Consider the following 22549-nt stretch of genomic DNA (forward strand, 5'->3'; position numbering starts at 1 on the left):
ACGCAGAGCGTGGGAACGATCTATAGAGGACGGCGAACGGATTGAGAAAAAGTCGACGCCGCAATCCCCCATTGCCCCAGCCAGTAGCTGAGGATGATCACGTAAGGCGCGGCATGAAATGGCATCACAAACCGGTTAATGCCAATCAAACTGTCAGAAAACACAAACGCCACGGCACCCGCCGCCGCCAGCAACGCCGAGCGTTTGGGCACGTCGGTGCCGAGTCGGGCCAGGGCGCGCCAGAGCATGGCGCTGATGGCCAGCCCGTAGACGATCACCGGGATTAGCAGCGGTCCCAAGCCTTTGGCAATCAGAATCCCCAGCAGTACCGCGCCGACGCTCATCGCGATGATCAACGGCAACAGTGCCAGACGCCGGCAATCGCTCAAATAAGCCTTCAGATACGCCAGATGCGCGAGCAAAAATGCCCCTAGGCCAAACACGAACAAATCCCCCGGCCATGCCAGCAACACGTCGCCGACCAGGGAAAAAATCAACCCCAGGCTGATCCAGCGTCGATAGTCACTGGGCGGCGCATCGTGCAACCAGCCAAGCAAAGCCAGCACCGGCATCGGTTTGACCAGCAGGCAGAGCAGCGTCGCATGCACACTCAGGCCATAAACAAAGGTCACTGCGCCCATCAACGCCAGAATCAGCCAGCCCACGATCAGTTAACCGCGATGGCGCAGTCGAAGGTTTTCACCGCCGGCACTTCGGGTGCCCACGGCTGTGAATAGGTCAGACGCAAACGGCCAGTGCCGGTGGCGAAGGCCTGGAAACGCCAGGTCGAAAGGCCGGCGCTGCCGACGACCCCGGCATCTTCCGGGTTGCTATAGACCTCGGGGCTGAGTGCTCGCAACACACCACCGGCTGAATCCTGGATCGTCCAGCGGTAACCCGTGGTCGGGTTGCTGGGCAGGGTCAGAATCAGGTTTTGCCCGTTGTGCAGTTTCGCCGGGCATTCGCTTTGTTTTTCCACGGTCACGTTCTGGTTCGGTTGCGTGGCGCAAGCGCTCAGCAGAGTGAGGGCGAGGGGGATCAACAGGCGGATGGGGGACATAAGATCAGTGGCTCCGGCGTTCACGACGAACGGCGAGCATAACTGAAGATGAGACAAAGTGTGACAGCGTGGCGGGAGATGATCGTTCCCACGCGCAGCAAAGGAATGCATCCTGTGACGCTCCGCGTCACGCTCGTGATGGGACGCGGAGCGTCCCGGGCGGCATTCCCACGCGGAGCGTGGGAACGATCAATGAACGACGCAAAACACTGTAGGAGCGAGGCTTGCCCGCGAAAGCAATCGCACAAGCACTACATAACTATCAGAACAATATCTTCGCCACATCCGCAAAGCGCTTGGCAAAGTGCACGGTAATCCCTTCTTTCAGATACTCCGGCAGTTCCTCAAAGCTGCCGCGATTAGGCTCCGGCAGGATCAACTCGAAAATCTTCTGCCGCCGCGCCGCGATGACTTTCTCGCGCACGCCGCCAATCGGCAATACATGCCCGGTCAGCGTCAGTTCACCGGTCATGGCCACGCCTTGTTTCGGCGGCTGGTTGCGGGCGAGCGAGAGCAGGGCGCTGGCCATGGTCACGCCGGCGCTCGGGCCATCTTTCGGCGTGGCACCTTCCGGTACGTGGAGGTGGACGAAGGCTTCGTCGAAGAACGTCGGATCACCGCCAAATTGCTTCAGATGGGAGCTGACGTAGCTGTAGGCAATTTCCGCCGACTCTTTCATCACCTCTCCCAGTTGCCCAGTGAGTTTGAATCCACGGTTGAGGGTGTGAATGCGCGTGGCTTCGATCGGCAGGGTCGCGCCGCCCATGCTGGTCCAGGCCAGCCCGGTGATCACGCCGATGCCGGACAATACTTGCTCGTTGCGGAACACCGGTCGGCCGAGTGAGGTTTCGAGGTCTTTCGGGCCGAGTTTGATCACTGCTTTCGGATCGTCGAGCAGCTTCATCACCGCTTTACGCACCAATTTTCCGAGGTTCTTTTCCAGTTGGCGCACCCCGGCTTCACGGGCATAACCGTCGATCAACGCTCTGAGGGCGTTGTCGTTGATGCTCAGGCTGCCTTTGGACACGCCGGCCTTTTCCAGCTGTTTCGGCCACAGGTGACGCTTGGCGATCGCGACTTTCTCTTCGGTGATGTAGCCCGACAGGCGAATCACTTCCATCCGGTCCAGCAACGGGCCGGGAATCGAATCCAGGGTGTTGGCGGTGCAGACGAACAGCACTTTCGACAGGTCCAGACGCAGATCCAGGTAATGGTCGAGGAATTCGACGTTCTGTTCCGGATCGAGGGTTTCCAGCAGCGCCGAGGCGGGGTCGCCCTGGTAGCTCTGGCCCATTTTGTCGATCTCGTCGAGCATGATCACCGGGTTCATCACTTCGACGTCTTTCAACGCGTGGACGAGTTTGCCCGGTTGCGCGCCGATGTAGGTGCGGCGGTGGCCCTTGATCTCGGCTTCGTCGCGCATGCCGCCGACGCTGAAGCGATAGAACGGCCGGCCGAGGGATTCGGCGATGGACTTGCCGACGCTGGTCTTGCCCACGCCCGGCGGGCCCACCAGCAACACGATGGAGCCGCTGATCTCGCCTTTATAAGCGCCGACCGCGAGGAATTCGAGGATGCGGTCTTTGATGTCATCGAGACCGGCATGGTGTTTGTCCAGCACCTTGCGCGCGTGTTTGAGGTCGAGTTTGTCCTCGCCGTACACGCCCCAAGGTACCGAAGTCGCCCAGTCGAGGTAGTTGCGGGTCACCGCGTATTCCGGTGAACCGGTCTCGAGGATCGACAGCTTGTTCATTTCCTCTTCAATGCGTTTCTGCGCCTGGGGCGGCAATACTTTGCCCGTCAGACGTTGCTCGAACTGCTCGACGTCGGCGCTGCGATCGTCCTTGGTCAGGCCTAACTCTTGCTGGATGACCTTGAGCTGCTCCTTGAGGAAGAACTCGCGCTGATGCTCGCCGATCTTGCGGTTCACTTCGGCGGAAATTTCTTTCTGCAGGCGCGCGACTTCGACTTCCTTGCGCAGCATCGGCAGGACTTTTTCCATGCGCTTGAGCATCGGCACGCAGTCGAGCACTTCTTGCAGCTCGCTGCCGGTGGCCGAGGTCAGCGCGGCGGCGAAGTCGGTCAGCGGCGACGGGTCGTTGGGGCTGAAGCGATTGAGGTAGTTTTTCAATTCTTCGCTGTACAACGGGTTGAGCGGCAGCAGTTCCTTGATCGCGTTGATCAGCGCCATCCCATAGGCCTTGACCTCGTCGGTCGGCTCGGTGGGCTGGTGCGGGTATTCGACTTCCACCAGGTAGGGCGGGCGATGGTGTTTGAGCCAGGTTTTGATGCGTACGCGGGTCAGGCCCTGGGCGACGAATTGCAGTTTGCCGTTTTCGCGACTGGCGTGGTGGACTTTGACCAGGGTGCCATATTCGGGCAGGGCCGAGGTATTGAAGTGGCGCGGATCTTCTTGAGGGGTGTCCATGAAGAACAGGGCCAGGGAATGGTGCTCGGACTGGCTCACCAGTTCGAGGGTTTCGGCCCACGGTTCTTCGTTGACGATGACCGGCAGTACTTGCGCCGGGAAGAAGGGCCGGTTGTGGATCGGGATGATATAGACCTTGTCCGGCAGGTTCTGGCCAGGCAGGGCGAGGCCTTTGCCGGGAGTGTGGTGTTCGTTTTTGTCTGTTTCTGCGTATTCGCTCGGGTCTTCGGGGAATTCTTGCTGGTCGGTCATGGGGCACCTGCGCAATAGAGTATGGGTCTTAGATGGGGCAGGCTTTTGGTGGTTTCAATGGCTCTGGATATTTCAGCGTGTGTGTTCAGGGTTTTGACAGGTGCCTGGACCTGGCGCCTGACAGCCGACCAATCCCTCTCAAACGTACGCCGACCCACTTGTAGGAGCGAGGCTTGCCCGCGAAGGCGGCGTGTCAGGCGACATCAATGTTGAATGTCAGGCCGTCTTCGCGGGCAAGCCTCGCTCCTACAGGGGATGTGCAAGATTGCAGTGCCACAAAAAAGGCGACTCCCTCACAGGAGTCGCCTTTCTTTTAACTGCCGCTACCGCTTATTCCGACAGTTTGTACGCAATCACATAGTCACCTTGCTTGGTGCCCAGCGATCCATGACCACCCGCTACAACGAGCACGTATTGCTTGCCGTCTTTGCCGGTGTAGGTCATTGGTGTGGTTTGCGCGCCTGCTGGCAGGCGGCCTTCCCACAGTTGCTTGCCGTTTTTCACGTCGTAGGCGCGCAGGTACTGGTCGAGGGTACCGCTCAAGAAGGCCACGCCACTGGCGGTGGTGAAGGCCCCGCCCAGGCTCGGTACGCCCATGCTCAGTGGGATCGGGACCGGCGCGCTGTCGCGCACGGTGCCGTTCTTGTGCATCCAGATGGTTTTGTTGGTGGTCAAATCGACTGCGGCCACATAGCCCCAGGCCGGTGCCTGGCATGGCAGGCCCATTGGCGATAGCAGCGCTTCGAGGATCACGCCGTAAGGCGCGCCTTTGTTGGGCTGCACGCCTTCGGTTTCGCTGACGCGAGGGCCTTGTTTGGCGATTTCGGCGGCCGGGATCAGTTTCGATTTGAACGCCATGTAGCTCGGGTTCACGAAAGCGATCTGACGCACCGGATCAATCGAGATGCCGCCCCAGTCGAACACACCGAAGTTACCGGGATAAACGAGCGAACCTTGCAGCGACGGCGGGGTGAACATGCCGTCGTAACGCAGGGATTTGAAGTCGATCCGGCACAGCATCTGATCGAACGGGGTCACGCCCCACATGTCGCGTTCCTTGAGGACCGGCGGCACGAAGTTCAGGTCGGACATCGGTTGGGTCGGCGAAGTGTAGTCGCCTTCCACCGCGCCTTGCGGCACTGGAATTTCCTTGATCGGCACGATCGGTTTGCCGTTGCTGCGATCCAGCACGTAGATGCTGCCTTGCTTGGTGGACGCGAGCACCGCCGGTTTCACACCGTCTGCGGTTTTCAGGTCCATCAGGGTTGGCTGGCCGCCGACGTCCATGTCCCACAGGTCATGGTGGGTGAACTGGAAGTGCCAGCGCACCTTGCCGGTGGCGATGTCCAGTGCGGTCAGGCCGGCGGCGTGCAGTTCCGATTCAGGAGTACGTGCACCACCGAATTGATCCGGGGTCTGGTTGCCCATCGGCAGGTAGATCATGCCGAGTTTTTCGTCGACGCTGAAGATCGACCACATGTTCGGCGAGTTGCGGGTGTAGACCTTGCCTTCGGCAATCGGCGTGGTGTCGTCCGGGTTGCCGCTGTCCCAGTTCCACACCAGTTTGCCGGTGTGTACGTCGAATGCGCGGATCACGCCGCTTGGTTCGTCGATGGAAACGTTGTCGGTCACGTGGCCGCCAATCACCACCAAGTCTTTGGTGACCGCCGGTGGCGAAGTGGAGTAGTAACCGCCAGCGGTGAATTCACCGATGTTGGTCGTCAGGTCAACCTGGCCACCGTTACCGAAGTCTTCGCACATTTTGCCGGTATCGGCGTTCAGGGCGATCAAACGGGTGTCGGCGGTCGGCAGGAAGATCCGGCGCGGGCAGACGCTGGTCACTGGCGCGTTGGCCGTGCCGGTCGGGCTCTGCTCGGACGCGTAAGCGGCGTCATCGTGATAGGTCACGCCACGGCAGGTCATGTGCGCCCAACCCTTGAAGTTCGCCGCGTTTTGCGTGGAGAGCTTCGGATCGAAACGCCAGAGTTCCTTGCCGGTGTCCGGGTCCAGCGCGATCACCTGGCTGTGCGGCGTGCAGACATAGAGCATGCCGTTGGCTTTGAGCGGGGTGTTTTCGGCGGTGGTTTCGCCCGGGTCGTTCGGGCCAGGCAGGTCGCCGGTGCGGTAGGTCCAGGCAGGCACCAGTTTGCTGACGTTCTGCGGCGTGATCTGCGCCAGTGGCGAATAACGATCGCCATGGGCGCTGCGGCCGTAGGAGTTCCAGTCGCCGTCGGGCATGGCCGGAGCAGTGTTGGTCATGCCAGGCACGGCGTCGCGATCCAGTTCGCCTTTGATTTCACCGGGGTTGGTGAACAGGCTGGCCAGCGCGGCGATACCGGCGATAACCACGGCAGCGCTCAGTACACCGGTGCCGACCGGGTTGAACTCGCCGGTACGCAACGGGCGACGAAACCATGGCAACAACATGACGATGCCGAGGGCAAAGAGCAGCGCCAGACGTGGCACCAGTTGCCACCAGTCCAGGCCGACTTCCCACAGTGCCCAGACCGTACTGGCGAACAGCACCACCGCGTACACGCTCATCGCTGCATAACGGTCGGCCAGCAGCAGCCCCCCGGTCAGCATCAGGCCGATACCGGCCAGCAAGTAATACAGCGAGCCGCCAAGCATGCTCAGCTTGATCCCCCCGGCCAGCAAGGCCAGGCCCATTAGCAGAAGCACGATACCGAGCAGGCTCGGTAGCAGACGGCTTCGACTGAAAGCACCATCAGCGCTCATAGTGTGATTCTCCGTGACGTTTTAAGTAGTCCCGCGCAAGTTCACTGTAGATGACGATCTTGTGCGGGCAGGGTTCATCGAAAACTGTTCAGTTGAAATGGAACGCCGCAATCCCTGTGGGAGCGGGCTTGCTCGCGAAAGCGGTGTGTCAGTCAACATCCATGTTGAATGTGAAATTGCCTTCGCGAGCAAGCCCGCTCCCACAGGTTTTTCGCCTAGAACGACGAGGTGATCTTGATCCCGCCAATCAGCGCGTCATCAACCTTGTCCACGCCACCGGGATGGCGGATGTATTGCAGGTTCGGGCGCACGGTCAGCCAGTTCGTGACGTGCACGCCGTAATAGAGTTCGGCGCTGTATTCGGTGTCTTGTGGCGGCAGGAACGACGGATCGTCGTAGTCGAAGACGGCGCGAGCCTGATTGGTCGCTTCGGCGTTCTTGCGATAGGCCGGGTTGACGTGGACACGGGCCAGGGCAAAACCGATGTCGTCCCTGGCGCGGGCATCGAACAAGCCTTTGTAGACGACGCCGGCCTGGACATAGTTGTCGATGGCGTTGGTCTTCTTGTCGTGCATCGTGCCGTTGGCGAACACGCTCAGGCCGCGAGAATGGTCACTGGCGCGGCTGGTCAGTTGCTGCTGAATACCGAGCCATACGCCGTGCTTGCTCGATGCGCTGCGGTAAGCCTCGCCGCTGAGGGCTGCCGGCTGACCATGGCTGTCCTTGTAGACATCGGTGGCCTTGGCGTTGCTGTAGTAGTAACCGGCCCGGTATTCACCCGGCAGGCCATTGAGCTTCGGGGTCCAGACCAGTTCCACCGGCAGGATCGCGCCCTGAGTGCCGCTGCCGCTGAGCTTGAAGCCATTGTCGCGATCCAGGTTGGACGGGTTTTGCTCATAAACCCCGACTTGCGCGTAGAGCTCCGGCGTCAGGTGATATTTGACCCGCATCGCCCACTGGCTGACCGGCCAGTTGTACCAGATGTCGCCGACCCAGTTGCCGACCTGGGAGCCGCAGAACGCCAGGTTCTGGAAGTCGCAGGGGAAGCTGTTGAAGTCTTCGCCCTCACCGAAGCGGCCGACTTTGATGTCGAGTTTCTGATCGAAGAATTTTTGCTGATACCACATCTGCGTCAGGCGCCAGGTCTGGCCGCGACCCCAGACTTCCTGAGCCGAGGTGAAACCGCCGACCCGCGGATCGTTGATCCGGTCGTTGCTGATGTTGTTGCCGTTGCGTTCGGTGATGGTCAGCTGAAATTCAGCGTCGTCCCAGCCGAGAATCTTCTGCAAGTCCAGATGGCTGCCAAAGGCGAACTGGTCGCTGTAGCGAGCGGTGCGGTCATGGTCGTAGCCACCGTGCAGATTGCTGCCCATTTCGCCGGTGTAATCGATTTTGAAGTCGTAACCTTTTTCCGCAAGTTCGGTGCGCGTGCCGTTCCAGTCGCCGAGCATCCACGGCGAATCGCTATCGAAGGCCGGTGCAGCCTGGGCGCAGGTGGCGAGGCCCAATGCGGTGAAACCGCCGATCAGGTTCAGGACTTTTCGATTGGCCACAGGAGGAAAGACAGCGCTGTCTCGCGGAGTTTGAAAATCAGGCATAGAGAAGGAGTTCTTGGTCTTTTTTCTAAAGGGGGGTGCACTGAACGCAGCGGGATGAAGCAGGGGGAGAAGCGTTTCAGCAGGACGGGCGTAAGGATAATGTCCTGTAACACATAGAGAAAGAGCTTTTATTGACATGAATCATTTCGGATTTGGTAACAGTCGGCTGCGACGTGTCGCCGCAGTAATCTGCCCGTGCAAAAAAGGGCGGACTAAAGCGCCCGCCCCGCATGTTTCAGTGCCGTCAAGTCATTAGATAGACCGGGAAGCATTCACACAAATGCATCACCCGTCGGCGGACTTTTTCCAGCAGTACCGCATGGGTCGGTTGTTCAAGCAGATCGGCAATCAGGTTGGCCACTTCGGCGCATTCGGCTTCGCCGAAGCCCCGCGTAGTCAGGGCAGGTGTGCCAATGCGAATGCCGCTGGTGATCGCAGGTTTTTGCGGATCGTCGGGGATCGCATTCTTGTTCAAGGTGATGTGGGCACTTTCGAGCAACGCCTCGGCCTCTTTGCCGGTGATGTTCATCGCGCGCAGATCGAGCAGGAACATATGGCAGTCGGTGCCACCTGACACCACCCGCAGGCCTCGCCGCGTAAGGATGTCCGCCATGGTCCTGGCATTGTCGATGACGCGTTGCTGATAGTGTTTGAACTCATCACCTATGGCTTCGTTGAACGCCACAGCCTTGGCGGCGATGACGTGCATCAGAGGCCCGCCCTGATAAACCGGGAATATCGTCTTGTCGAGCAGCGCCGCGTATTCGCGTTTGGCCATAATCAGGCCGCCCCGTGGGCCGCGCAGGGTTTTGTGCGTGGTCGACGTGACGAAGTCGGCGATGCCAACCGGCGAAGGGTACAGGCCGGCTGCGACCAGCCCGGCGTAGTGCGCCATGTCGACCATCAGGTAGGCCCCGATTTCATCGCAGATGTTGCGAAAACGCTGGAAGTCGATGGTCCTTGAATACGCCGAAGCACCCGCAATGATCATCTTCGGCCGGTGTTCCCGGGCCAGGGCTTCCATCTCGGCGTAGTCGAGGGTTTCGCTGGATTTTTCCAGACCGTAAGCGTACGCGGTATAGAACTTGCCGGAAAAGTTCACCGAGGCGCCATGGGTCAGGTGCCCCCCATGGGCCAGGGACATGCCCAGGAGGGTGTCACCGGGGTTGAGCACCGCAAGAAACACCGCCTGATTGGCTTGCGAGCCAGAGTGCGGCTGGACGTTGGCGTAGTCGCACCCAAACAGTTTGCAGGCGCGTTCGATGGCGAGGCTTTCAATTTCGTCGACCACTTTACAGCCACCGTAATAGCGCTTGCCCGGGTAGCCTTCGGCGTACTTGTTGGTCAGCACCGAACCCTGTGCCTCCAGCACTTCTTCGCTGACGTAGTTTTCCGAAGCGATCAGCTCCAGATGGGTTTCCTGACGGTTGCGTTCACGGCTGATCAGACGGGCGATGACAGGGTCGAAATGGTGCAGGCGCATGGAGTCATTCCTTGGATAAGTGCTTCGGTCACGGAGGCTGGCGCGAGATGCGGTGATGCGTGTGACAGTCCGCCGCCGACCACAATGGAGTCGTAACGAACGATCATGGTCGATTGCCCTCGGTGACGGCGGTGGCTCTGCTTTCCCTGGTGCAGGTCAGTATGAAATGCGCCACGAGTCCGAAGATCAGCCCCCAGAATGCAGCGGCCAGCCCCAGGAAACTCATGCCCGAGGCGGTGACCAGAAAGGTGATCAGCGCCGCTTCACGTTGCTTCTCGTCAGCCATGGCGCCTGTCAGCCCGGCGCTGATCGCCCCGAACAGGGCCAGGCCGGCGAGGGAGGCGATCAGCTCTTTGGGCAAGGCAGAAAACACTGAAGCCAGGGTCGCGCCGAAGATGCCCATCAGAATGTAGAACACCCCGCAGGCGATCCCGGCAATGTAACGTTTGTCGCGATCTTCATGGGCTTCGCGGCCGGTGCAGATCGCGGCGGTGATGGCCGCGAGATTGAGACCATGGGAGCCGAATGGCGCCATCAAAATCGAACCGATGGCCGTGACCGAAATAATCGAGCGTGCCGGGGTGTTGTAGCCCGAGGTACGCATCACCGCCATGCCCGGCACGTATTGCCCGGTCAGGGTGACCAGGGCCAGCGGCAGGCCGATATTGATGATCGCGTGCCAGCTCCACTCCGGTGCAACGAAGATCGGGTGGGCGACATCGATGCTGATCGATCCGCTGTTGAGTTCGCCGAACGAGGCCGCCACGGCGCAGCCGACAACCAATACCGACAGAATGGCGTAGCGCGGTGAAAAGCGTTTGAAGATCAGGTACGCCGCGATCATCGACAGCACCAGCGCCGGCTGCAGCTTGATCGAGGTGAAGAGTTCGGCGCCGAAGCGAAACAGGATACCGGCGAGCATGGCGGCGGCGATGGCTTTGGGCAGGCGACTCATCAGTTTGTCGAACGCGCCGGACAGGCCGACCACCGCGATAATCACCGAAGCCGCCACATAGGCGCCGATGGCCTGGGGCAGGGAAACCGTGGGCAACATCGACACCAGTAACGCTGCGCCCGGTGTCGACCATGCCGTAATCACCGGAACCCGCAGACGCCAGCTCAACAGCAGGCCGGTCACGCCACTGCCGATGGAAATGGCCCAGATCCAGGACGACACCTGATCATTGGGCAGGTGCGCTTCCCGAGCCGCCTGAAACACAATGATCAGCGGGCCGGCATAGGAAATGATCACGGCGATGAAGCCTGCGATGATCGCTGACAGGGATAGATCCTTTCTGAGTGTGTCCATGATGTCTCGACTTGGCGTGGCTGGCACCTGATGATTCAGGCGTGATATTGAGTCGATTGATTCGATTCGAGATGAGTGTATTTGAATGAATTGAGTTGATTCAATAGGGCGAGAGACTGTGAGGATGTGTTTTTTTGCCAGCGGTTTTTATTTATCAGCTTTTTCTGAGATAACTATTTGATTGTTAAGAAAATAATACTTGTCTAGAAGATTTTATGTGAAAAGCGTTGGTCGATTCAATCACCGCATCAATCAACTCAATTTGCAGATTGGGTCGATTTATAAGTTGGCTAACTTCCCTGTGATATGCTCGGATATTCATCATTTCTACGATGGGTAGCGATCATTCATGTGGGTTCCTCAGCTAAACGAGTTCGGCCAGCCGATGTATTTGTCGATTGCCGACGCGTTGGCGCGCGATATCAGCAACGGCGTGTTGAAAGAAGGTGATCGTCTGCCGACCTTGCGGGAGCTGGCCACCACACTGAATGTCACGCCGGGTACCATCAGCCGGGCCTATAGCGAAGCCCAACGGCGGCGTCTGGTGCAGGGGGAAGTGGGGCGTGGCACTTATGTGCTCAACCAGAAGCAACTGGAACTGCCAGCCAGCAACAGTGCCGCCCCGCTGAGTCTGGGGCAGTCCGAATCATTGGATCTTTCGATCATCAAGCCTTATAGCGAAACCCTGGAGTACTGGTTGCGCGATGCATTGGTGGGCATGGCCAAGAGCACGGATTTTGCCCGTGCCCTCGATTACGCCCCCGATGGCGGGCATCTGGCTCATCGCGAGGCGGGCGCGCAGTGGTTGCGCCATTCATTGCCCGATGCGCAATGGCAGCAAGTGGTGATCACCGCAGGCGCGCAGCATGGTTTGATGGTCGCGATGAGTGCGCTGACCAACGCCGGTGATCTGGTGCTCTGCGAGGCGCTTTGTTACCCCGGCATCATTTCCCTGGCCCATGGTCTGGAACGACGTCTGCGTGGCGTGCCAATGGACGATGAAGGCATCATTCCCGAAGCTCTGCGCGAACTGTGCCAGCGTGAGAAACCGGCGATGCTGGTCTGCGTGGCGACGTGCCAGAACCCGACGGCCGCGATCATGTCGCAAAAGCGTCGGGCGCAAATCGCGGCGTTGGCCGAGGAGTTCGACTTCATCATCCTGGACGATGACATCTACGGTTTTCTGGCCACCGACCCGTCGATCAAACCGCTGTCGGCGTTCGCTCCGGAGCGTTCGGTGTACCTGACCAGTCTATCGAAGTCGATCATGCCGGCCTTGCGGATCGGCTATCTCTATAGCCCGCCGAAACTGTTGTCGCGCCTGACCTCGATGGTGCGCAGCAGCGTCTGGATGCCGTCGCCGTTGACCGCTCAGCTGGCCAGCAACGTGATCACAGGGGGGCTGGATAAAAAGCTGATCCGTATTCAGCGCAACGAAGCCGCCGGGCGGCAGGCGATCGCTCAGGAAATATTCGCCAATTTCGAGCTCAAGACCCAGCCGTACTCCTACCACGTCTGGTTGACGCTGCCCGAGCCTTGGACCAGCGATGAATTCACCATGCTGGCCCGTGCCAATGGTGTGTTGGTCCTCAGTGGCACCCAGTTCCAGGCCGAACGTACCGGGATGACCCGCTGCGTGCGATTGGTATTGATGTCGCCCACCAGCCAGGACGAATTGAGATTTGCCCTGACCAAACTGGCCAGCCTGATCGATTCGGACCCGCGACGTTATTACTGAGCCGACGGCGCTATCGCCTGACGTTTTTCTCAGAGGCTGTCCAACTCGCCTACAGTTAATTCAGCCTCTGACGAATGCCTTTGTCCGGGGCCCTTCCACTGCACGAAGGCCTCGGCTAAGGTGCGCGGCTCCCAATCCTTTCATCGCTCGAAGGCCCGGCATGACCGAACAGAACACCAACCCGCTGCACGGCGTGACGCTGGAACAGATCCTCAACGCCCTGGTTGAACACTACGAATGGTCGGGGCTGGCCGAGCGCATCGACATCCGCTGCTTCAAGAGTGACCCGAGCATCAAGTCGAGCCTGACATTCCTGCGCAAAACCCCGTGGGCGCGGGAGAAGGTCGAACGCTTGTATGTGAAGCTGATGCGCACCAAGCGCCCGGTCTGAGCATGGTCATACCCTCAGCCGCGAGACGTCGTTGTGTTGCCGTGGCGGCGATTCTGGGTTGGGCGGGCTTAAGCATTCAGATGTACCTGATTTTCTACTCACGCTGGAGTGTCGGGGCCAGTCTGCTGGGCGGGCTGGTGAGTTTTTTCAGCTTTTTCACTGTGCTGACCAACACGCTGGTGGCAGTGGTACTGACTTGTGAGCTGACAGCCCGAGAGTCGGCGGCGCGACGCTGGTTTTTGCGGCCGTGGGTGAGCAGTGGGATTGCGGTGAGCATCACCGTGGTCGGTGTGGCGTACAGCCTGTTGTTGCGCCACTTGTGGCATCCCGAAGGCTGGCAATGGCTGGCCGATGAGCTGATGCATGACGTCATGCCGCTGCTGTTTCTGGCTTATTGGTGGTTCGGTGTGCCCAAAGGTACGTTGCGGCTGCGGCACATTGCGTTATGGGTGATCTATCCGCTGGTGTACTTCGGCTATGCGTTATGGCGCGGGCATCTGCTGGCGGTTTATCCCTATCCGTTCATAGATGTCGACAAGTTGGGTTATCCACAGGTGTTTGTGAATGCAGGGGGATTGTTGGCGGGGTTTGTGCTGATTTCACTGCTGGTGATTGGGCTGGATCGGTGGCTTGGGGGGCGTGATAGAGGTATGGATTTGTAGCGTCTGTAGCATCACCATCGCGAGCCTGCTCGCGATGGGCGCTTAAAGTCCCTCAGTTCTCGTCTCCATCCAGCCGCCAATAGCCGACGGCTTTTACGAATTGCTCATCTAGTCCGTGCTCATCGAGCAATACCCGGCGAATCTGCCGCGACACCTTGGTCTCGGTCGCCACCCACGCATACAGATTGCCATCGGGCACCTTGATCTGTTGCACGGTGGTCAGCAGGTTATTCCTGCCTCCTTCACGTAGCACCCAGATCACATCAACCTGTGCGGCACTTTCCAGGCGTTGTTGTTCGGCGCCGTTTTCCACTTCCACAATCACCAGTGCATGGCGGTTGGCGGCCAGGCCTTCGAGGCGACGGGCGATGGCGGGCAGGGCGGTTTCGTCGCCGATCAGCAAATAGCTGTCGAAAATGTCCGGCACGATCATCGAGCCCCGAGGCCCGCCGATGTGCAGGAACTGGCCGGGTTTGGCCTGCTCGGCCCAGGTCGAAGCAGGGCCATCGCCGTGCAGCACGAAGTCGATGTCCAGCTCCAGCGTGGCCAGGTCGTAACGACGCGGTGTGTAATCGCGCATCGCGGGCATCGGCCCGTTGTCTTTGCCAACCCCAAGAATCAGAGTTTCCAATGCCGCTTGTTCTGCTGCATTTTGGGGGAACAGCAGTTTGACGTGGTCGTCCGTTCCGAGGCTGACAAAGCCTTCAAGCTCAGGACCGCCCAGCGTAATCCTGCGCATACGCGGGGTCAGGTCGACCACTCGCAGGACTTCCAGGCGACGGCGTTTGATCTCGTGGCTGACACGGTAAATGGATTGAGATGGCACGATAACGTCGGTCATTCGGCGTTCTCCTGAACGGGTTGAACGGCAGGGCCGTCGACGATGGCTTTGGCTGTGTTGTTGAGCAGGTCGCGTACACGCAGGATCTCTTCCGGGCTCCAGCGGCCATGGTGCATTTGCAAGGCATGACGCAAGTTATGCACCGCTTCGTGAATCTCGGCGGGACGGTCATGGCCGCGCAACGAGCGCTTGCTGACTTCAATGCGCATGCGCACGCCGTCCAGGGCAATCGCTTGTTCACTTAAAGACAGACGTCCGGCGTCGGTCACGCTGTAACTTTTTTTTCCATCTTCGGCATCGCCCTGAATCATTTCGCTTTCTTCCAGAAAGGTCAGGGTCGGGTAAATCACGCCAGGGCTTGGGCTATAAGCACCGTCGAACATGCTTTCAATCTGGCGGATCAGGTCATAGCCATGGCAGGGCTGCTCGGCGATCAGTGCCAACAGCAGTAATTTCAGGTCGCCAGGTGCGAATACCCTGGGACCACGGCCGCCGCGTTCGCGTCCGGGGCGTTTCTCGAAGCCGTCGCGGGCGTCACCGTGGTCTCGGTGGGGGGAATGATGGTCTCTCATTGGTTTGCTCTCGTCGTATTTAGATACAACTTAAGATATATCTTATGTCTTGATCAAGGCGCTTTCCGTGGGGGCGCACTTATGCCGACGAGCGGTGGCATAGCAGAATGTCTACCGTCTGCAATGTAGGAGCGGGCTTGCCCGCGAAAACGGTATATCAGGCGACATCAATGTTGACTGTTCCGCCGTCTTCGCGGGCAAGCCCGCTCCTACAAGGATTGCGCGGCTATAACTGCTGTCTGGTTTTTTCAATAAAACTGTATGTAAGGCGTAACTTACAGTCATTGTTTTATATTTTGATTTTTTGCGGTTTTGTCTTTCTGGTCATGAGGTTGTTGAACTACGAACTCATAGGAAGTTGCCTGCTTACTTTCCAGAGCAATAAGTCGATCATGCCCCGGCGTTGAAAGCGCACAGCAATAAGCTGTCTGAACTTTCAATGGACCGATCCTTTAAAAGAAAACAGGTACTGAATGATGTTCAAGAAATTTGCAATCGCTGCCCCTCTGGCTGTTCTGGCTCTCCAATCCTCCATGGCTTTCGCCGCGGGCGAGGCTGCTCACTCGATCAATCTCATCGCTCACGTGCCCACCAATGGTTTCTATGTGGTGCCAACCGACCCTGATCTGGTCAACAAGGATCAGGACATGAGCTTCCAGCCAGCCACTGGCAAGATGGGAGAGGTCAATGGTTTCTTCGACGTGCGCAACAATAACGGCTCGGTTCATGCCAGCCTGGAAAGTGCACCTAAATTGATCTCCGGTGCTCAGTCGATTGATTTGAAAGTCGAGTTCAATAACAAGGAACTGACGCTCACTCCACAACTGGTCGTGGGGGAATCCGAGTCCGATGCAAACTACCGCGCACCGCTGAAAATCACCGCCAAGGGCACCACCTTCCAGCCGGGCGACTACACCGGTGTGGTCGCAATGACCTTCGACGCCGTTGCTCCGGTCGTCACGCCTTGATCGAGCCTCAAGGCAACAAACGCTAACTGCTCAAGTGGCGTTCACCGGCGGACAACCCAACCGGCTTGTCCGCCGGATTCCAACCCGTTCGTAACCAGAGTAAGAGTTCATGTTCCCGATGACACCCATCGCGGCTGCGCTTGCGCTGTTGTTTTGTGCCAGTGCAGTGGCGGCTCCCGTTTCTTCCGCCGGTACGACACCGCGAAGTCTGTTGGCTCAGGCCAAAGGCCTGCCGGCCGATTTCGAGGAGCATTTCTTTGATGTGCCCCTGGCTGTTCGGGTGGAACTCGATCAGCAACCGCTGGGGGAGGCCATGGTGGTGTTGTCTCGCGATGATCGCATCACCTTGCTTGAATTCACCGACACCAGCGAAAACCGCTTCGGCCCCGCCGAACGGGAAAAGTGGGCCAGTTATCTCAAGCCAGGCGTGCCGCTGGGCACGTGCACCGGTTCGTGTCCGGATCAGGTGTTGGCCGTGCATTACAACCTGGAAAACTCCCTCGTCTCGATCCTCACCGAAAACGCTGAGCGCGACGTCGAGGCCAAGCGTTACTACGAGCAGCCTGATGGCGGCAGCAGCGGTCTGATGGTGCGCAACCAGCTCAATCTCAACGGTGGCCAGCAACAGGATCTGGGCGGACGCTTCGGTCTTGAAGCCAGCGCCAGCCTGGGCAACTGGAGTCAGACATTCAACATGCAACTGGCCCGTCTTGGCGGTCCGGATGACAAGCTTTATCACGCGGTCCATGAGCTTTACACCCAACGCGAATTGCAAGGCAGCTTCTTTCGCCTGGGCTATTTCACCCCCAATTCCGAAGGACTGACCCGCCAGCCGCGCACGTTCGGCACCAGTCCCGACACGGCTGTCGGCGTCATGTATGGCAGTTCCGACAGCCTGGCCATCAACAGTCCGATGCCCAGCGTCTATCCGGTCTACGTCACGGCCAATCGCCAGGGCTCGGTGGAAATCTACCGCGACGGTCTGTTGATCAATACCCAGTCGGTGCCCGCCGGTTTGCAGACCCTCGACACCCGACCGCTGCCGGGGGGCATCTATGAAGTCGAAGTGCGTCTGATCGAAGACGGTCAGATCACCTCGAGCACTCAAGAGTTGGTGTACAAACCCAACAACTGGCGCAACCTCGACGATCGCTGGCGCTACAACCTGTTTGCCGGGGAAGAAAGCAAACTGTTGAGCAACTGGGATCAGCAGTCCAGCGGCAGCGCCACGGCGGGGGCCTCGGTCAATTACCTGGCGCACCCACGGGTCATTCTGGGGCTGTCGGCGCGTCAGGTTCGCGAAAAACTGCAATACGGCAGTTCCATCGACTGGACCCTGGCCAATCACCTCAGCCTGTACGCCAACGTCTACCAGACGCAGGACCACGGCACCGGTCTGGACCTGCAAAGTCTCTATAACTATGGCGCCGGCAGCGTGGTGATCAGCCACAACCGCAGTTGGCTGGACACCACCAATCTTTACGAAACCCTGCCGGATGGCACCCGGATACGTCAACGCAACGTATTCGTCGGCGAGACCAGCAATTCATCGCTGGCACTCAATCATCGACTCAGCAGCAAAAGCACGATCAATGCCCGGGTATCCCACAGCGAGGGCAACGTCGAAGGCGTCGGCCTCGATCTGGGCTGGAACCAGCGCACCAATCTGTTTGGCAGCGATGGCAACTGGCGGCTGTCACTGTTCGATCGGCCGGGCAGTTTCAGCAGCGGCAACGATCGCAATCGTGGCGTCGACCTGAGCATCAACCTGGCGCTCGGCACACCTGGACAGCAGATCACCGGCAGCATCGGTTCGCGCACGGCCCGGGATGGGGGACGCGACAACAACGCCTCCATTGGCTGGCGCAAAGACCTGAAAGATCACGTGCTGCAAAACGTCTCGGTGACGGCGCTCACCGATACCTATGGCGTCGGCGTTTCCAGCCTCGCCAACTTTCGAACCGACGCGATCAATGGGGATGGCTTCGTTCAGCGTTCGTCCTACAACGGCAATTTTACCGGCGGCCTCAACCTGGACAGTACCCTGGTCCTCGGCGGTCAGCAGATGGTGTTGACCAGCCAGCATGAGATGCGCGGTGCCGGGCTGATTGTCGATGTGGAATCGGACATCGACGACATTGCCCTGCGTGCCGACGATTACAGCGGCGGCAGCGCGGCGCTGAAGCCGGGACGCAACTTCATCCCCATCACCGCGTACCAGAACAGCTCGGTGAGTTTCGATTTCGAAGGCAACCATGTGCCGGCGGCCACCATCGAACCGGCCCGCACCCGTTATCACCTGAACAAGGGTGGGGTCGAGTACCGCAAGGTGCGGGTGATGAAAACCCTGACCGTACTGGGCCGGCTGGTCGATTCGCAAGGGCAGCCGCTCAAGGGCCACCACGTGATCAACCACGCCAGTCGTGGCGTGACAGAGGTCGATGGTTTCTTCTCGATGGAAATGAATGCCGGTTCGCCAACGCTGGAAGTGCGCCAGGGCAACCAGTTGCTGTGCCAGTTCCGTCTCGAGGCCGACCGCCATCGCAGTGAAAATAACGTGTTGATGATCGGTGACCTGCGGTGCACGCCGGACACCCTGGCCGATATCAGCTTCGCCGAGCAGAAGGCGGGTTGAGTGATGAAAAGGTCAATACGTTCACTGGGGGGGCTGGCGGTATTGCTGTTATTGAGCCTGGCAGGTGAGTCGGCGTCGGGGGCAACCATGGATATCCGCGCGGTGTTCCGCCCCGACCCGGCAAAACCGATGCATAACGAATTCATCAACATGACCCCCGTCACCGGGCATTGCGCGAATCAACCTGCGTTCTGCAAGGAGAGAGACCTGTTTTCTCTGCTGACACCGATCGGCTTCCGGTCTGTCGGTGCGATCGAGGCCGGGCACGACCAGCGCAGTGGCCCGATGTTTCGGGTCCCGGGGGACTGGCGAAGACTGAGCGTGCGACATGCCGACACGCAGGAAGAGGCCGAGGTCGAAGTGCGGATCGTCTCGATCGGAGGCCGCTACATTCTTTCCGATACGGCGGAAAACCTGGTGGGCGAAGGCGAGCCCACGACATGGCCCGGCTGGCATATACGTCTATTGGGCGACTGGACCTGGGCACCGCCATCACCGTGCAGAAGTACCGGCGGTATGTATGCGTGGCCAGACGCCAGAACATTCTTCTGGCTAACGTCCGGAACGAGCGTGTGCGCCGCTCGGGCCAATTACCGCATCCCGGGCTTTACCTATGAGCATGTGCAGATTGGCTATGAACTGCGTACACCCAACCCGTTGAAAATGTCTTCGGGCCAGTACTACGGCGACCTGACCTACACCGTCGGCCCCGGAATGGATTTCGACATGGGGGACATCATGCAGCCGAATGACTCGGTATTGACGCTCAGTTTCAACCTGGATGTAGAGCACACCTTGAAGGTCGACCTGCCACCGGGTGGAAACAAGGTGGCGCTGGAACCCGAAGGCGGGTGGAACCGCTGGATCGAAAGCGGTCGTCAGCCGACGTGGATTTACCGCGATCAACTCTTCTACATTTCGGCGTCCTCGCGCTTCAAGGTCATTATGCAGTGCGATTCGCTGGGCGGTACTCGATGTTATCTGCGCGGCGAGAACGGCAACAGCACACAGGTGGAGACCAGGCTCAGCCTGCCCGCGGGAATCACCGGCCCCGGTAACGGGCCGGTCAATCATCTCACCTTGATGAATAACGTTTGGATAGGCCCTTTTCAGCCTGGTCATTATCTGGATCGCAAGCCAGGTTCGCTGCGTTTCGAGATGCCGCGGGACGCGATCGATTTTCTGCTGCGTCCCGGCTTCAGCGGCACGCTCAAGGGCAATATCACCATCATTTGGGATTCGGAAGTGTGAACGTCCGGAACCCTTCATTTTTCGAATTTTTGGGATTGAAAACATGACACGTCTGTTTTTGCTGTCGATGCTCAGTGTGTTTTGCATAGCGGCGAACGCCGGGCCGCAAATCAATGTCGGCACTGTTTATGACTATCTGGATGGCGACAAAAGTACTTACCTGAAGCGGGTCTTCAATAGCGGTGACAGCACCGCGTTCGTCAAGGTCAACGTATTGGAGATCGTGTATGAGGCTGACGGCACGTCTCGGGAAATTCCGGTCGAGACCGCTGCCGACAAGGCGTCGCGCAATGGCCTGATGGCAAGTCCCGCGCGGCTGATCGTACCGGCGCAGGGTATGCAGGGCACTCGTCTGCTGTACATGGGCGAACGTGATCGCGAGCGTTATTTCCGCGTGCGTTTCGTGCCGGTGGTGCCGGAAAAGGAGGACGACTTCGTGGTCAGCGGCGAAGAACGCGAGGACTACAAAAAGACCCTGAGCGCCGGCGTCAACGTTATGACCGGGTTCGGCACGATCTTCTTCGTGCGGCCCAAAAACGCCCGTTTCGAGACGGCCATCACTGAAACCGACAGCCGTTACGAGCTGCGCAACAACGGCAACTCGGTGCTCGTCGTCGATGAGTTCAAAAGCTGTTCATTGAGCAAGGAGAGCGATTGTGGCGCCACCACCAAACACCATGTGCTGGCGGGCAAGTCATTCGCTTTCGACAAGGAAAAGGGCCGTGAGTACCGTTTCAAATTGCTCGAAGGCGAACGTAAACAGGACTTGAAGGTAGTGAGCCGTTAACGGCTGCTTCCATGGGGGGTAGGTAATGAATATGAGCAAGCAATGCGCCGTCGTCGTATTGATGGCAATCACTGGACTGATGAGCACCATGAGTTGGGCCGCTCGCGAGGAGCACACGTTCGAAGTATCGCTGACGGTTCCGAGTCGGGCTTTCTACATCATTCCGTCCGAACCGGACTGGATTCACCGGCCACAGCCACTGCTCTGGAGCTACCCCACATCAACCTTGGGCAGTCTGCGAAAGAACTTCGACGTGCGCCACGACACCAGCGCGATTGAAGCGCGTCTGGAAAGCGCGCCCTACCTGTCGAATGGCAGGCCGGACGATGACATCGCTCTGCGGGTCAGATTCAACGGCGTTGAACTGAGTACTGTCATGGGCCAGGTCGTGTCCCGGGAAGAAGCCGCGGCGGGCAAGCGCGTGGCGCTGCAGATCGACCCCATAAAACCGGTCGGCGGATACCGCGCGGGTGATTATGCCGGCAACGTCTTGCTGTTGTTCAACGCCAGGGCGCCGGGAGAATGAAATATCGAGCGACGAATCTATCGGGGATGACACTAATGGGCTTTTTGAAAAAACTGACCGGCAAACTGGCGTTGCTGATGACGCTGTGCGTGCCTTCGGCAGAGGCGGCGAATCAAGAGATCCGCGCATTGTTCACGCCCGATCCAGCGCAACCGAACAGGAATGTGTTTATCAACAAGACGCCCAACAGTGGTTATTGCGCGATCTATCCTTCCGAATGTGCGGCCAACCAAACGTTCAGCATTCAGGTGCCGATTCGTTTCAATTCCACTCGCGCCGTCGTGCCCGGCGGTGGTGGTGTGGGGGTGAAAGCGCCCGCCAATTGGCGGCAGCTGACCGTCACCAATCGCGACACCCAGGAAGCGGAGACCGTTGAAATACGCATCATTGGCATGGGTTCAAGATATGTACTGAGCGATACAGCCGCCAACCTGGTGGGGGTAACAGACATGCTCGAAGGCCATCAAAAGCTTTGGACCGACCGTAGTTGGGTTTACGCAGCACCGCCTTGTCTATACAGCGGTGTGGGAAGCTACAACGATTCGGCTTATCGTTTTTTCTGGAAGACGCCCGTGCAAGCGGCGTGTACCAAGTTGCCCGCCTTTACCATCCCGAGCATGTCGTTCGAGAATATGGATTTTGCCTATGAGCTGCGCACCCCCAATCCCTTGGGTATGTCATCCGGGCTTTACACCGGATCGATGGTTTATTCCGTCGGGCCAGGCGCGGATTTCGACATGGGGCCGATGATGGTGCCGGACGATAGTTTGCTGAGCCTCGATTTTGTACTGGATGTTCAGCACACGCTCAAGGTCGACCTGCCACCGGGTGGGAACAAGGTGACGCTGGAGCCGGAGGGCGGCTGGCGACCCTGGATCGAGAGTGGTCGCAAGCCGACCCGCATCTACCGTGACCAATTGTTTTACATCTCGGCGTCGTCGCGCTTCAGAGTCATGATGCAGTGCAGTCAGCCGAGCGGGAACAGTTGCCCTTTGCGGGGAAGGACAAAATTCGCCCTTGTGGACACAAGACTCAGTCTGCCCGACGGAATCGAGGGCAACAACGGGCCGGTCAAGCAGCTCTTGCTGAACAACGGCGTTTGGTATGGACCCTTTCAGCCTCGGTTTTATGCGGATCGAAAAGCGGGGAAATTGCATTTCGAGGTCTATAAGGAGTCCATCGATGTTGTAGTAGGTACCGGATTCAATGACACGTTCAGCGGCGACATCATCGTTATCTGGGACTCGGATGTGTGACGCTCCGGTAAAAATTGCAAAGGCTCCTGAAGTCAAGGCGACGCCTGGACTCC

At 58.9% G+C, this 22549-nt stretch carries 18 protein-coding genes; 9 read left to right on the plus strand and 9 right to left on the minus strand.

Going from position 1 to position 22549, the window contains the following annotated elements; all coding sequences use genetic code 11:
• Window positions 1–20: 20 nt before the first annotated feature.
• The 7 genes from MEB48_RS26055 to MEB48_RS26090 all read right to left on the minus strand — a co-directional run bounded on the left by MEB48_RS26055 (window position 21) and on the right by MEB48_RS26090 (window position 10869).
• Window positions 21–665: a lysoplasmalogenase gene (locus MEB48_RS26055; protein WP_237886663.1), complete on the minus strand. Its 645-nt coding sequence runs from the start codon at window positions 663–665 to the stop codon at window positions 21–23.
• 2 nt (window positions 666–667) lie between these two features.
• A complete protein-coding gene (locus MEB48_RS26060) occupies window positions 668–1060 on the minus strand; it encodes a protease inhibitor I42 family protein (RefSeq protein WP_237886664.1) in 393 nt (130 codons plus the stop codon).
• A 262-nt stretch (window positions 1061–1322) separates the two neighbouring features.
• Entirely contained in the window at window positions 1323–3740 is a 2418-nt protein-coding gene (lon, locus tag MEB48_RS26065; RefSeq protein WP_237886665.1) for an endopeptidase La, read from the minus strand.
• Between the two features lie 330 nt (window positions 3741–4070).
• Window positions 4071–6479, minus strand: coding sequence for a glucose/quinate/shikimate family membrane-bound PQQ-dependent dehydrogenase (locus MEB48_RS26070; protein WP_237886666.1), 2409 nt, complete (start codon window positions 6477–6479; stop codon window positions 4071–4073).
• Between the two features lie 215 nt (window positions 6480–6694).
• Window positions 6695–8077, minus strand: coding sequence for a carbohydrate porin (locus tag MEB48_RS26080; protein WP_237886667.1), 1383 nt, complete (start codon window positions 8075–8077; stop codon window positions 6695–6697).
• 244 nt (window positions 8078–8321) lie between these two features.
• Window positions 8322–9560, minus strand: coding sequence for a serine hydroxymethyltransferase (gene glyA / locus MEB48_RS26085; protein ID WP_237886668.1), 1239 nt, complete (start codon window positions 9558–9560; stop codon window positions 8322–8324).
• Between the two features lie 103 nt (window positions 9561–9663).
• Complete coding sequence (locus MEB48_RS26090) at window positions 9664–10869, minus strand: benzoate/H(+) symporter BenE family transporter (protein WP_237886669.1); 1206 nt, start codon at window positions 10867–10869, stop codon at window positions 9664–9666.
• A gap of 349 nt (window positions 10870–11218) precedes the next feature.
• Between MEB48_RS26090 and MEB48_RS26095 the strand changes: the two genes are divergently transcribed.
• The 3 genes from MEB48_RS26095 to MEB48_RS26105 all read left to right on the plus strand — a co-directional run bounded on the left by MEB48_RS26095 (window position 11219) and on the right by MEB48_RS26105 (window position 13660).
• On the plus strand, window positions 11219–12607 hold the full coding sequence (locus MEB48_RS26095; RefSeq protein WP_237886670.1) for an aminotransferase-like domain-containing protein: 1389 nt from the start codon (window positions 11219–11221) through the stop codon (window positions 12605–12607).
• A gap of 160 nt (window positions 12608–12767) precedes the next feature.
• A complete protein-coding gene (locus tag MEB48_RS26100) occupies window positions 12768–12998 on the plus strand; it encodes a VF530 family DNA-binding protein (protein ID WP_007941719.1) in 231 nt (76 codons plus the stop codon).
• Between the two features lie 2 nt (window positions 12999–13000).
• Complete coding sequence (locus tag MEB48_RS26105; protein ID WP_237886671.1) at window positions 13001–13660, plus strand: Pr6Pr family membrane protein; 660 nt, start codon at window positions 13001–13003, stop codon at window positions 13658–13660.
• Between the two features lie 52 nt (window positions 13661–13712).
• On the opposite strand, the gene MEB48_RS26110 is transcribed toward MEB48_RS26105, so the two are convergent.
• Complete coding sequence (locus tag MEB48_RS26110) at window positions 13713–14501, minus strand: siderophore-interacting protein (RefSeq protein WP_237886672.1); 789 nt, start codon at window positions 14499–14501, stop codon at window positions 13713–13715.
• Window positions 14498–15073, minus strand: coding sequence for a PadR family transcriptional regulator (locus tag MEB48_RS26115; protein ID WP_237886673.1), 576 nt, complete (start codon window positions 15071–15073; stop codon window positions 14498–14500). Before MEB48_RS26115 ends, MEB48_RS26110 begins: the two co-directional genes overlap by 4 nt.
• A 473-nt stretch (window positions 15074–15546) precedes the next feature.
• Here MEB48_RS26115 and MEB48_RS26120 point away from each other — a divergent pair, with 473 nt between their 5' ends.
• The 6 genes from MEB48_RS26120 to MEB48_RS26145 all read left to right on the plus strand — a co-directional run bounded on the left by MEB48_RS26120 (window position 15547) and on the right by MEB48_RS26145 (window position 22496).
• Entirely contained in the window at window positions 15547–16041 is a 495-nt protein-coding gene (locus MEB48_RS26120) for a CS1 type fimbrial major subunit (protein WP_237886674.1), read from the plus strand.
• A gap of 109 nt (window positions 16042–16150) precedes the next feature.
• The gene (locus MEB48_RS26125; RefSeq protein WP_237886675.1) at window positions 16151–18676 is read left to right on the plus strand and encodes a CS1-pili formation C-terminal domain-containing protein; all 2526 of its coding nucleotides are present in this window, start codon (window positions 16151–16153) and stop codon (window positions 18674–18676) included.
• Between the two features lie 3 nt (window positions 18677–18679).
• Entirely contained in the window at window positions 18680–19927 is a 1248-nt protein-coding gene (locus MEB48_RS26130) for a hypothetical protein (protein WP_237886676.1), read from the plus strand.
• A gap of 43 nt (window positions 19928–19970) precedes the next feature.
• Window positions 19971–20714, plus strand: coding sequence for a molecular chaperone (locus MEB48_RS26135; protein ID WP_237886677.1), 744 nt, complete (start codon window positions 19971–19973; stop codon window positions 20712–20714).
• 31 nt (window positions 20715–20745) lie between these two features.
• On the plus strand, window positions 20746–21240 hold the full coding sequence (locus MEB48_RS26140; protein WP_237886678.1) for a CS1 type fimbrial major subunit: 495 nt from the start codon (window positions 20746–20748) through the stop codon (window positions 21238–21240).
• Complete coding sequence (locus tag MEB48_RS26145; protein WP_442969124.1) at window positions 21237–22496, plus strand: hypothetical protein; 1260 nt, start codon at window positions 21237–21239, stop codon at window positions 22494–22496. Before MEB48_RS26140 ends, MEB48_RS26145 begins: the two co-directional genes overlap by 4 nt.
• Window positions 22497–22549 lie beyond the last annotated feature (53 nt).

It is taken from the genome of Pseudomonas sp. PGPR40 (assembly GCF_022014505.1).
Lineage (GTDB): Bacteria > Pseudomonadota > Gammaproteobacteria > Pseudomonadales > Pseudomonadaceae > Aquipseudomonas.